We start from the raw sequence: 11,821 nt of genomic DNA, 5'->3' as shown, positions 1-11,821 counted from the left end.
AACTATTAGCCTTATCGGCTTTTAGCCTGCAAACTCAAAATTATTACACCATTTCGACCTCACAACAGAGTTATGGCAATCTTGAAAACAACATTTTTTTAAAAAATAAGATCTAGTGATAGCACAATTAAATATCTTATTGGTCTAAATAATAATATTATATTAAGAAATAGCTGCTCATTTGCAGCTATTTCTTTTATGCAGTATCTTTATCTGTAAAATATTTTTACATGCCGAAAAAAGCTATTATCTACGACCTTGACAATACCATCTATCCTGTAAGTTCTATTGGTGATAAGCTCTTCGGCCCTTTGTTTGACCTTATACTACAAAGCGGTAAGCATAGCGATAGTATAGAAGATATTAAAAAAGCTATTATGCGTACTCCGTTTAGACTGGTTGCTGAGCGCCATAATTTTAGCGATGAACTTACTGCCAAAGCTATTGAACTTCAGGAAGCGATGGATTATAAATATGTTATACATCCTTTTGAAGATTATCCGGAAATTAAAAATATACCCGGCGAACGTTTCTTAGTCACTACAGGATTCAAAACCATGCAGATGAGTAAGATAAAACAAATGGGGATTGAAAATGATTTTAAAGAAGTACACGTAGTTAACCCAGCAGTATCCAGTAAGAAAGAAGTTTTTGCCGATATATTACAACGCAATAACTACAAACCCGAAGAAGTTCTTGTTGTAGGTGATGACCCGGAATCTGAAATACAAGCCGCTAAAGCATTAGGTATACCTACAGTATTATATGACAAACACGAAGAACAGGATACAGGATTGGCTACCTATAAAATTTCTCATTTTGCAGCATTAAAAGATATTTACCTTAATTCTTAATCGCCTATGTATGTTTCTAATAACGAGATAAGCCAACCTGAAGACGATACTATAGTCTGGAAATACCTGGATCTGTCAAAGTTCCTGGATCTCCTGCTCTGCAAACAGCTTTTCATGTCGCGATCTGATAAATTTGAAGACCAGTATGAAGGTACTTTTAGTGAACCTACATTTGAAGAAATACGTAAAGTATCAGACAATAATCCGGAATTTCTTGACGAATACAAGACCCGAAGAAAAAATGTAGTAATAAGCAGCTGGCACATTAACGAATATGAATCGTATGCAATGTGGCATATATTCACCAAAAACAATGAGGGATTAGCAATCCAGTCGACTATAGGAAGGCTGCAGGAAGCTCTAGGTCCCGAAAACCGTTATGATCAGTATATCGGCGAAGTAAAGTATATAGACTACAAAAAAGAGTATCTACCTTTTGACAACAACTTTTTCCCATTCCTTTTTAAACGAAAAAGCTTCCAATATGAACGCGAGGTACGTATAGTATCGGATCTTAGCGACCATAACCTCAACATTAATGAAGGCGTAAAAGCAAATGTAGATATTCACCGTCTAATTGAGAAAATATACATTCACCCAAAATCCGAGAATTGGTACAAAAATCTTGTAATACAGCTAATGCAGCAATTGGGTTTTGATTTTGAAATTGAAAAATCTGACCTGGAAAGCGATATACTTATTTAAAGTAAAGCATGTCGTTATTTATGTAAAAGCAACCTATTTACTAATATGTCCATTTCTTTATCTTTATGTTTGAAGATTGAATATAAAATTATTTATAGCTCGATATATTAATCGAAAACACAAACCTCTAGTTCCTAATTTGATGAATACTAAGATACAGATCCAAAGAAATTGCCTTTATCTGCTTTTACTTTTATCTATCAGTTCAAGCACACAAGCACAAACTGATGCTGCTAAAAAATATCTTCTATCGGCACTCGATCTAATGAAATCACGATCTATCAATAAAAACAAACTGGATTGGAACTCAATATATAAAACATCATTGGAGGAATTGAAGGATGCCAGGACAATTAAAGACACCTACCCTATCATTCGGTCAGCACAAAGCAAACTTGAAGACTCTCACTCTAACTTTTTTCCTCCCGAAGCTGTAGCCTCTTTACTTTTGGGCTATAAGCAAACAGGTCAGGCTTTTCCTTATGCAAAATATAAACTGATCGATGGAAATTACGGATATCTCTCTGTTCCGGGTATTGGATGTTATAATTTTAAAGACTGGGATGAATATGCTTCCCATATTCTAAAAGGAATTAAAGAACTTGACAATAATGAGCTGCGCGGCTGGATCATTGATCTTAGAGAAAATGATGGAGGAATGCTGCAGCCCATGTATGCAGGTTTACATCCTTTTTTTGAAATGCTCCAACTAGTTGGCTCAAGAGATGCTGATGGTATTGATGGCTATTATGGATTTAAAAACCATTCTGTTTATTATAGAGGAGAAAAACAACATACTTTTAATATTCCAACCGTAAAATTAAGGAATAGAGATAAAACAATAATTGTACTTACTTCCAGAACTACGGCGAGCTCGGGAGAGTTTATAACCATCGCTTTTTCCAGCCTGCCTAATGTTAAGCTCCTTGGAGACCGTACTAATGGTCTAACTTCAGACAATACCGAGCACAGACTCTCTGACGGTGCTTTTTTGGTTTTAACTGAAGGAACCATTATTAATAGTAAAAAAGAACTATTTGATGAAGTAGGAAAAGGAATTCAACCGGATATTCTTATTTTGGATACTCAAAATCGGGAAAAGATTATTGACGCTGCAAAAAACACTATAGATCAAATGAAAAAAAAATAATTACAGTATACTCTGTATAATTATATTTTGTTTTATACATTTACATAACCAGTTATGTAACTAATTATATAGATATGAATATATTTAAAAAAACAGGAAAAATGGCTCTAGGAAGCAGATTACGCCTGCTTACAGCTAAAATAACAGAAGACGCAGCGCAGATCTACGCACTATACAATGTAGAATTCTCTCCCAAATGGTTCCCCGTATTTTTTGTTCTTTCGGAAGAAGGAGAAAAGACAATTACAGAAATCGCAGCAGACATTGGGCACTCGCAGCCATCGGTTACCAAAATTGTTCAGGAAATGCTCTTGGCAGGACTGATCGATGAGAATTTAAAATCGAACGACAAACGCAGAAATGTTGTTGGCTTAACCGAAAAAGGCAAGGTACTTTCAGAAAATATTAAGGTACAATGCGGAGATATCGATGTTGCTATTGATGGAATTATAGCCGAAGCAAATCATAATCTTTGGGAAGCCATTGAAGAATGGGAATTTTTACTCGAACAAAAATCATTATTAAGGAGAGTACAGGAACAAAAGAAATTGCGTGAAAGTACAGACGTTCAGGTGGTGGACTATGAGCCAAAATACCAGACAGCTTTTAGAACTCTAAATGAAGAATGGATCTCAAATTATTTTGAAATGGAAGAAGCCGATTACAAAGCTTTAGACAATCCTGAAGAATACATTTTGAATAAAGGCGGGAAGATACTTGTTGCGCTTTACAATAACGAGCCTGTAGGTGTTTGCGCCCTTATAAAAATGGACGATCCCGATTATGATTTTGAAATGGCAAAGATGGCTGTTTCTCCAAAAGCACAAGGTAAAAGTATTGGGTGGCTGCTTGGAAAGGCAATAATTGAGAGAGCTAAGGAACTAAAAGCTTCTAAATTATACCTTGAAAGCAATACAATTTTAAAACCCGCTATCAACCTTTACATTAAGATGGGCTTTCAAAAAATTGTTGGTCGCAGCACTCCTTATAAACGCTGTAATATCCAGATGGTATTAGACCTTACAGAAAAAGAATAAAGAATATGAGTTTTTATTAACTGAAGGAGATACCTATTCTATTCCAGCCAATATTGAACATTCGCTAGAGATTATTGAAACAGGAGAAGTTGTCGATGTATTTACACCTATAAGGCAGGATTATTTATAAGATATAAACAAAATGCCCGAAAAAGTAAAAATCTAGCCTATATATTTATCGAATCTTACTCATTATCTTTTAGGCATCATTTTTACAAACTAAAAAACCCGACACTATAAAGTTTCTACGCCATATTGGCCATATCTTCTCAAAATTGGATCTTTCAAAATTATAGAATTCTATTAATTTATCCTTTGCTTCCTGTATAGAAGCACCTTCTTTGATACAGTTTAAAAAGTAGTACTGATCTATACCTAAGTTGAATAGTCCGAGTTTATAATTTTGCCTCGAGACGGCACAATGGCTTTTCTGAGGAAAAGGTAAGTTAGGTGAAAGGTTTGCGTTGAAATCGAGGTAATAACTACAAATAGGAAATTTATATTCAAAAAGATGAAGCGTAGGTGATGTAATAAGTAAATGATCCGGAGTATTGCTGTCCGGAATATTGATATCATCTGTTCCCTGCATGTCGAATATTTCTGATAATGCATATTCAAATGCAGCCAGTTCTATCATAAAATCAGGCCATTCCTCCTTCTCTTCACTTTCAGCGTCAGGACGGTTCATTTCAAGAAATAAAGGAAATTTTTCTCCCAGGTTATTTAATGTATAGCTTGCAGATGGATTGCTATCCAGATACTCATCTGCAAAATCCTGGAAAAGTAATTCACCAAGTGCATGCGCTAAACACTTAAACTGACTCTGCATGCAGGCACGCAGCCTGGCGATATAACTTTGCCTGTAAATTGTTAGGTGTTGAGCAGCACTCAATCGTTTTGAATCGTTCACCATATCGGCCGTTGTAACATCTAAATGAGATATTGGCACATGCTGTATAAGCATTGCCTGCATCCAGTTTTGGATCTCTGCTATTGGTAATACCTCCTTATTGATCATATAGTATAGAGGTTGTTAAAATTTAATATCATTAACTAAAAAGCTAACAGGGTTCGACACTGTGAAATTCTCCTTCTTTATCTGTATTGGGGTAGTACTTGCATGCTCCATACCATTCATAAACTGTTTTGCTTTTAAAAGCTCGGCATGATAGGTATTAAAATCAGGGATATTACCATCCCATTCCAGTAAAGTTGCAACACCTCCTGTTAACTCCCAGGCAAGAGAGAAGAGCTTCCAGACATCATCTACAACATTTCTATCGTGCGTATCTATAATATAATCTCCACAATGCTGATGCCCGGCTATATGCATCTGGACTATCCTGTCATGTGGCAGCTGTTTGATATAGTGTACCGGATCGAAATCATTATTGAAAGCCGATACATATACATTGTTTACATCGAGCAGTAAGCCGCATCCCGTCTCTTCGGCCATATAGCGAAGGAAATCCCATTCTGCTATAGAAGACTGCTTAAACGTAAGGTAGGTGCTTGGATTTTCTATAACAAGCGGTCGTTCTAAATAATCCTGTACCTGTTTGATGCGCCCGATAATATGCTTGAGTGATTCTTCGTTTAAAACAACGGGTAACAGGTCATGGGTATTTAGCATATTAATGCCTGTCCAGCACAGGTGGTCACTTACCCATAATGGTTTTATTTCGGCAGCTAATGCTTTCAATTTGGCTAGATATTCCCAATTGATAGGATCGGTACTGCCAATAGAAAGAGATACCCCATGCATTACTACGGGGTATCTGTCTGCTAATTTTCTTAAAATATGACGCGGCCTTCCGCCGGAGTCCATAAAGTTTTCTGAAATGATTTCGAACCAGTCTACAGGTGGATTATGTTCAAGAATATAATCAAAGTGCATACTCCTTAACCCCAAACCAAGTCCGGGATTAGATATCGTTTTGACGATATCACTATATGTTGAAGCCGGTTTTAAAATTTCGCTCATATTCAATTGAATTTACTCGGCTTTACCTTCGCAAAGCTTTTTAGCATTATCGTCCGGGTTGTTGAAACCGAACGAACATCTTTTATTGCCACTGTTTCCGCACGAATCATAAGACCCTAACAGCGACACCAGCCAGTTTTGAGGCGGTCCGCACTCATAAGGTGAAGGTCCGACAGTCCTGTTTGCCTCATTCATTCTTTTTTCGAATAATTGACGCGCCAGTTTCCATGTACTTTTCCCCTTATTGGTTCCTAAGGTACTAAAACGTTCGGCTTGTATTGGTACAGCACAGCTTCCCTGCCATGCGCAATTGTTATTTCCCGGGTTTTCCTGCTGCAATGCGTCGCCATACAGGCCGCATCCGCCCTGATTACGGCAATTGTTTAGGGTTTGGCAGCTGTGTTGTTGTGCTGTAGCACAATAGCCTGTTCCTGCGCAATTGTTGGTTCCTGTTCTGTCATGCCCTTTACAGGCGTTTAATCCCATACAAACATGTAGTTCTACAGGAGGAGTAATACTTGCCGGTGCTCCCGGTGCAGCTGGTTTAGGTGCGCTGCCGCCACACATTGATAATTCCTTGTTATTTTCTATTGTAGCCATAAGATTTTCAGATAAATGTTTGCGAATAATTGTTAATGATCGGTCTATTTTAAATCTACATCCGGCAGGTCATCGACCCTGTTACCAAGATAAGAAATAGCCGGATATACACTTACCGCTGCACTATATAAATCCTGCAACTGTGCTTTTGGCCTGGCCAACGGACTAAACGTATAGTTCTCAAAAGTTGGCGAAGCATAACACTCACCATATCCTTCTTTATGGTATTTCAGTTTCATGATATCGCCACAAAGCGAGTTCAATATAAAGATCATCGATTTATGTATCCCGAACATGAAAGTTTCATATTGTGTACTTCCCGATTTACGGTAACACTCTTCGATCATTACAAAAATATAAGTGTAAACACCATTGATAAGATCGGATACAGGAGCAATATTAGCCGGATAATCGGCAGTAGCCGGATTACTTGCAATATCCGTTATAAAAAGATTATCGAAAGTAATGTCTTTAATATCCAGAGCTTCAAACTTTTTACCCATTTCATAGTACGTTTGGTAGATCATAGCAAACTTTTCGAAGTGAGAAGCTTCCTCCCCTTCTTTTGGGGTAAAGTCGTATTGAAGCAAGGCCGCAAAATCAAGGTTATTGTCTTTATCCAGATAAGGCGCATCTTTAACCAGCTGGCCTTCCCCCTGCTCTACAATTAAGTTGATGGCAGCCAGTGCCGATTTTTTATCGGCTACACAGATAAGATCACCGGAATCATCCTGATTTGTAAATACAGGATTATGCTGTTTGTCATAATATATGGTATCGATATTGTTTTGCGCATAATAACCCTTACCCGGAACCAATTGTGGTGAATGGGTATTGTACGGTATATTCGGGTTTTTATCAAGGCAGTCGATAACCATTTGGTAGAAATCCCCTATGGTAGGATACGGAATAAAAGCCCTGCGTGCTTTTAAATTAGTCACTTTAGGCTTCATGGGTTTCTCTATATTAAGAAACGTCTCTAACTGCTTTAACGACAGTTTAGCCGTATTGATCTTAAGTGCAGGTTTGTGTCCCGGAAGATCGGCGGGCCAAACGGCCGGAGATCTGCCATATAGTATCGGCATCCCCGATAAGGCTTGTTTCAGGTTTGAAGAAAGTGCCATGTGCAGCATCTCTTCGATAGCTACACTCATGATAAGTGCACCTGTCCTGTTAGCGAATACCATAATATCGGCAGAGAAATTTAAAGCAATTTCTGAAGCTTCATCAAAAGTATAGCGCGGTTCTTTGTCAATTTTAAGCAGCGCATTGGTCAATGAATTAATCATATTTTGCTGTGATGGTGACCTTACTATAGAATAGTAGGTAAACAGGTAGGTAGGAATCGTTGAGATCTCGATCTCAATGGCCTGCTGTAAGGCCTCGCCAAGGTTTTCAGGTGTGACTTTTTCGGCCTGATCGCCAAAAAATTTTTGATGTATCATTTCAGTTGGATTTAGGATATCTATTTATAGTAAAGGATCCTGAATCGCTCTCAGATCATAGGCTGTAAGACAGCACTACTTTACGTTGAAGACCAGGTCCTGAAAAAAACATATGGCAATTCCTTATTGTTACAACCAAATTTAAAGAATGACAACTGAATGGTTACAGGTAGAAATACCTGTTTTAAAGTGCGTGGAGAAATACGTAGAATTGCTGCATTTTACTCACATAAAACCATATAAAAAAAACACCAACATCTAGAATTTAACTATATTATCTTAAACATAAATAACGGGAATTTTATTACATTTGGGTTTATAGATAAATTGACTGAACATAAATTACAGGAATTTTGTTTGAAGAATTTAACAGAAGGATAATTAGAAAAATAGGAATCAATGGTAATGGACAAAATCCCCGTTGATTTAAATCATTAACACTACAATTTAAATCCTGATGAATTAGATATAATTCACACAAGAAACAAAAAGACAAATGAAAAAAACGGCAGCATTACTCTTATTCCTGCAAATATTCCTTTCCTGTAACGGACAGGACACTAAAGTTACCTATGTTCAAAAATTAGAATATGGACTTAAAGGAACAGTAAAAAAAGTAACCAGTTACATATACAGAGCAGAAAACGGTAAAATACCTGCAAATACTGGTAACTACATAGGGATAATCACGATGTCACTGGATAGCTTAGGCAATGTCATAACAATACATAAATTGTGGGATTTTGACAGAAATGCCAGTACCAAAATTGATAATGCGGAGTTTACGAGCCGTTTTTTTGGCAAAGGAAAAGACATATCCTTTAAAGAAACATCACGTTATTCAGACGGAGATCTTACGGAAATCAGCCACAAGTACGTTTGGTCTGATGATTACAACTATACAATTATCACACAGGATGACAACACCCATTCAACACTTATTACATTAGATAAAGAATACCGGTTAAGTAAAAGTGTTTTTAATGGAGATGATATGCAATCAGTAGAAGAATGGGAAACGATCTCCAAAAACAACAAAATACAGGAAATTAAAACCAAAATAACTGAAGACCTGGAGGGCGAAGTGACTGTAACTTATCAAATACAAGCAGTACAGGAATATGACAAATATGAAAACCCAACTGTAATATATGGATACCACGACCTTAGTAAGCAAAAAGTGGAAAACGTTATATATAAAGAATATAAATATTATGAATAATGAAAATTATTCCCTCATACAGAATTTGAAAAAGACACAAATAGCTGTATAATTGATTCCAGGATGGCGTGGCTCTGGTCAGGAAAAACCGAATCTGTTTTTTAAACAAGGAAAGTAATTATCTTAAAAATGAAAAAACTATTAGAAGAAAAAGAGTGGGAATATTATGTTTATGAAGAAAAGGATACTATTGAGTTATCTATTCCCATTCCTAAACCCACTCCTGGATTTGATATCATTTATACTTTGAACGCGTCTGAAAAAGAAGAATATTTAAATACAGGCATTAAAGCTCTTGAAGACAGGATAGAAGATATGAAAATAAATTTTTCGAATTATAAAATGAATTCATGGAGATAATAAACTTCATAACAGTAAACCATTGATACCAAAACAGGTGATCCTGCCCTAATGGGAAGCAGTAAATATTTCAAATAAAAAATAATTTCATGAAACTATTCAATATCATTTTAGTACTACTTGTAGTAAGCGGCTGTAAAAATAGTAACACATCTGAAAACAAGCTATCTAATGCTATAAAAGTTATAGGAGCTGTAAAAGCTCAGGAAGAACAGGAAGCTATAGATGCTATGGAAGATACCAAAGCTATGGAAACTCTGGATTGGCAAGGCACTTATTTTGGCATTACCGATTGTGCGAATTGTGATGGAATTGAAACCGAACTCGTACTAAAGGACAATGAATATATCTTATCATTAAAACCTACTAACACTGACGAAGAAAAGTTCGTACAAAAAGGCACATTTACATGGAAGGGCAGTATTATTATTTTAGAAGATATAATAGGATCAGCCTCAATGTATAAAATAGAAGAGAATCAGGTAAAACAAGTCTACTACATAGATAATAAAATACAAGGAGAAGACTGGAAGGGTTATATTTTAAAAAAAATGACCAATAGTAAATAATTGAAAAAGAAACCTATGGAAAACAACAACCAAAATATATATACACTTACCTGTAGAAGCTGGATTGGAAACCTGAGCAGGAAATGTATAAAGGTACAACAGCCAAAATTCGATTTATTTACAAGTGTTTTCTGAGACTTATGAAGGTGCAGATATTTTTAATTTTACAGACCACGGGGAAATTGGTGTTACCCAAAAATTTCTTGATGTGATCAAAGATTTTAATTGCCCTGACAATGTTATCATTCCCGCAGAATGGATAGACAGCGAGGGAACTATTATTAAATAAACCAATAAGCTTAAAGATCATGAGAAATGGAGGAAATTTATAGCAAATTAATGACTCAGGGAATATTAAGTTCATCTGTTGAAGGTGAATATTTTGAAAATTCATTGAATAATTTTTTTAAAGATTTATTACGGAATTTTTATAACCTCAATTTATATGACGAATATAAAAATTTTGAAATTCCGAAAGCGTATATAGCCTTTATATAAGAAGTAGAAAATAATACGGTTTCCTTTTCAGAAATAGATCACCATATTTATGGATTGTATCAAATGATATCTTATACAATTGATTATATGAATGGTGATGGAAATCATGAAAAAAAACCTGCTTTTTGGCTTTCTGTAGGGCATAGAAACGATAGAGGTTATTTTTTTATTTGTTGCGACAAAGAATCTGAGTTATATGGTCAGGTAGCCGAATTTTATGATGCAAGCTCATTTATGAACGAGGAATATGGCTATTAAATGGGTGATTTTCCAACATTTTGTAACGCTATTTTACATGAAAAAACTTCTTGATGTGGTCAAAGATTTAATTGACCCGATACTATTATCATTCTTGCTGAATAGATATACAAGGGAGAACTATTATTATACTGTTTAAATATCATCAGTCTTTTAAGACTATTTTTGAAAAAGTAAAATACCTGAATTAACTCCTATTTGCAATACCAAATTTTTAAAAAAATATAATGAAACTTGATCTTTATCAAATTGACGCATTTACAAACAAAACATTCGGAGGAAATCCTGCATGCGTTGTACCATTGAACAAATGGCTGGCAGATGATATTTTATTGAAAATAGCAAAAGAAAATGCTGTCGCCGAAACAGCATTTTTTGTAGACCATGGAGACAGGATACACCTACGATGGTTTACGCCTGAAATTGAAATGGATTTGTGTGGCCATGCTACTCTTGCAACAGCACATTGCCTAAAAACAATTCTTAATTATAAAAGTGATACGATTGTTTTTGAAACCCTAAGCGGAGATCTAACTGTTTTTATGGACAACGGGTTTTACAAAATGGACTTTCCTTCGAGAATGCCATTATTGGATACTTTACCGGAAAACATTGAAAATTCACTGTATTAAACCTAGAGAAGTTTTAAAATCAAGAGATTATGTGTTAGTCTATGATAATGAAACCGAAATTAAAAATATTCAAATAAACCGATTATTATTTGACCAGATAAACCTTGACCCTGGCGGTATAATTGTAACTGCGCCAGGCGATAACTGCGATTTTGTTTCCAGGTATTTTACTCCGCAGGCTTCCATCTTAGAAGATCCGGTAACAGGTTCTGCTCATTGCTCATTAATTCCATTTTGGGCAGCAAGGCTTAATAAAAATGAACTTTATGCACTCCAGGTTTCAGAACGGGTAGGAAATCTGTTCTGCGAAAACAAAGGCGAGCGGGTAATAATTAGCGGACAGGCAAAAACGTATTCTATCGGAAGTTTGTGGATCGATTAGGCATTTCAGGTTTGGCTAAACTTAATAATTAATAGCTAGTCTTTTGTATTAGTATTGGATGCGGTTGTCATTACACTTTTAAAGTGTGCATTAAAAAAAACTTTAAAAATTGTATTTTTGTTCTG

General features: G+C 35.8%; 13 protein-coding genes and 1 pseudogene. 10 read left to right on the top strand and 4 right to left on the bottom strand.

Annotated features, from left to right (window positions below):
• The first annotated feature begins 230 nt into the window (after positions 1-230).
• The 4 genes from EPI11_RS08075 (at position 231) to EPI11_RS08060 (ending at position 3,746) form a co-directional block, all read left to right on the top strand.
• A complete protein-coding gene (locus EPI11_RS08075; protein WP_128389450.1) occupies positions 231-854 on the top strand; it encodes an HAD family hydrolase in 624 nt (207 codons plus the stop codon).
• A 6-nt stretch (positions 855-860) separates the two neighbouring features.
• Complete coding sequence (locus EPI11_RS08070; protein ID WP_128389449.1) at positions 861-1,559, top strand: hypothetical protein; 699 nt, start codon at positions 861-863, stop codon at positions 1,557-1,559.
• Between the two features lie 142 nt (positions 1,560-1,701).
• Positions 1,702-2,709, top strand: coding sequence for a S41 family peptidase (locus EPI11_RS08065; RefSeq protein WP_128389448.1), 1,008 nt, complete (start codon positions 1,702-1,704; stop codon positions 2,707-2,709).
• A gap of 74 nt (positions 2,710-2,783) precedes the next feature.
• Positions 2,784-3,746, top strand: coding sequence for a bifunctional helix-turn-helix transcriptional regulator/GNAT family N-acetyltransferase (locus tag EPI11_RS08060; RefSeq protein ID WP_128389447.1), 963 nt, complete (start codon positions 2,784-2,786; stop codon positions 3,744-3,746).
• Positions 3,747-3,945: 199 nt separating this feature from the next.
• On the opposite strand, the gene EPI11_RS08050 is transcribed toward EPI11_RS08060, so the two are convergent.
• The 4 genes from EPI11_RS08050 to EPI11_RS08035 are packed head-to-tail and all read right to left on the bottom strand — an operon-like array spanning position 3,946 to position 7,775.
• On the bottom strand, positions 3,946-4,764 hold the full coding sequence (locus EPI11_RS08050) for an HvfC/BufC N-terminal domain-containing protein (RefSeq protein ID WP_128389446.1): 819 nt from the start codon (positions 4,762-4,764) through the stop codon (positions 3,946-3,948).
• Between the two features lie 15 nt (positions 4,765-4,779).
• The gene (gene bufB / locus EPI11_RS08045) at positions 4,780-5,730 is read right to left on the bottom strand and encodes an MNIO family bufferin maturase (RefSeq protein WP_128389445.1); all 951 of its coding nucleotides are present in this window, start codon (positions 5,728-5,730) and stop codon (positions 4,780-4,782) included.
• A gap of 12 nt (positions 5,731-5,742) precedes the next feature.
• The gene (locus tag EPI11_RS08040; protein ID WP_128389444.1) at positions 5,743-6,330 is read right to left on the bottom strand and encodes a hypothetical protein; all 588 of its coding nucleotides are present in this window, start codon (positions 6,328-6,330) and stop codon (positions 5,743-5,745) included.
• Between the two features lie 44 nt (positions 6,331-6,374).
• The gene (locus tag EPI11_RS08035) at positions 6,375-7,775 is read right to left on the bottom strand and encodes a ferritin-like domain-containing protein (protein ID WP_128389443.1); all 1,401 of its coding nucleotides are present in this window, start codon (positions 7,773-7,775) and stop codon (positions 6,375-6,377) included.
• Positions 7,776-8,271: 496 nt separating this feature from the next.
• On the opposite strand from EPI11_RS08035, the gene EPI11_RS08030 reads away from it, so the two are divergent.
• The 6 genes and pseudogenes from EPI11_RS08030 (at position 8,272) to EPI11_RS08010 (ending at position 11,696) form a co-directional block, all read left to right on the top strand.
• Entirely contained in the window at positions 8,272-8,997 is a 726-nt protein-coding gene (locus tag EPI11_RS08030) for a hypothetical protein (RefSeq protein ID WP_128389442.1), read from the top strand.
• 129 nt (positions 8,998-9,126) lie between these two features.
• On the top strand, positions 9,127-9,357 hold the full coding sequence (locus tag EPI11_RS08025; RefSeq protein ID WP_128389441.1) for a hypothetical protein: 231 nt from the start codon (positions 9,127-9,129) through the stop codon (positions 9,355-9,357).
• An 89-nt stretch (positions 9,358-9,446) separates the two neighbouring features.
• Positions 9,447-9,926, top strand: coding sequence for a copper resistance protein NlpE (locus tag EPI11_RS08020; protein ID WP_128389440.1), 480 nt, complete (start codon positions 9,447-9,449; stop codon positions 9,924-9,926).
• Between the two features lie 124 nt (positions 9,927-10,050).
• A complete protein-coding gene (locus EPI11_RS18940; RefSeq protein ID WP_164879129.1) occupies positions 10,051-10,215 on the top strand; it encodes a hypothetical protein in 165 nt (54 codons plus the stop codon).
• A 272-nt stretch (positions 10,216-10,487) separates the two neighbouring features.
• Complete coding sequence (locus EPI11_RS08015) at positions 10,488-10,682, top strand: hypothetical protein (RefSeq protein ID WP_128389439.1); 195 nt, start codon at positions 10,488-10,490, stop codon at positions 10,680-10,682.
• A gap of 227 nt (positions 10,683-10,909) precedes the next feature.
• Positions 10,910-11,696, top strand: a pseudogene (locus tag EPI11_RS08010) (PhzF family phenazine biosynthesis protein).
• The last annotated feature ends 125 nt before the right edge of the window (positions 11,697-11,821 follow it).

Origin of the sequence: Flavobacterium cerinum (genome assembly GCF_004028155.1) — a bacterium.
Lineage (GTDB): Bacteria > Bacteroidota > Bacteroidia > Flavobacteriales > Flavobacteriaceae > Flavobacterium > Flavobacterium cerinum.
This window is presented reverse-complemented; position numbering and strand designations above follow the sequence as displayed.

Coding starts and splice junctions, on each gene's coding strand:
- EPI11_RS08075 (WP_128389450.1), top strand. CDS start 231: ATGCCGAAAAAAGCTATTATCTACGACCTTGACAATACCATCTATCCT.
- EPI11_RS08070 (WP_128389449.1), top strand. CDS start 861: ATGTATGTTTCTAATAACGAGATAAGCCAACCTGAAGACGATACTATA.
- EPI11_RS08065 (WP_128389448.1), top strand. CDS start 1,702: ATGAATACTAAGATACAGATCCAAAGAAATTGCCTTTATCTGCTTTTA.
- EPI11_RS08060 (WP_128389447.1), top strand. CDS start 2,784: ATGAATATATTTAAAAAAACAGGAAAAATGGCTCTAGGAAGCAGATTA.
- EPI11_RS08050 (WP_128389446.1), bottom strand. CDS start 4,764: ATGATCAATAAGGAGGTATTACCAATAGCAGAGATCCAAAACTGGATG.
- bufB (WP_128389445.1), bottom strand. CDS start 5,730: ATGAGCGAAATTTTAAAACCGGCTTCAACATATAGTGATATCGTCAAA.
- EPI11_RS08040 (WP_128389444.1), bottom strand. CDS start 6,330: ATGGCTACAATAGAAAATAACAAGGAATTATCAATGTGTGGCGGCAGC.
- EPI11_RS08035 (WP_128389443.1), bottom strand. CDS start 7,775: ATGATACATCAAAAATTTTTTGGCGATCAGGCCGAAAAAGTCACACCT.
- EPI11_RS08030 (WP_128389442.1), top strand. CDS start 8,272: ATGAAAAAAACGGCAGCATTACTCTTATTCCTGCAAATATTCCTTTCC.
- EPI11_RS08025 (WP_128389441.1), top strand. CDS start 9,127: ATGAAAAAACTATTAGAAGAAAAAGAGTGGGAATATTATGTTTATGAA.
- EPI11_RS08020 (WP_128389440.1), top strand. CDS start 9,447: ATGAAACTATTCAATATCATTTTAGTACTACTTGTAGTAAGCGGCTGT.
- EPI11_RS08015 (WP_128389439.1), top strand. CDS start 10,488: ATGATATCTTATACAATTGATTATATGAATGGTGATGGAAATCATGAA.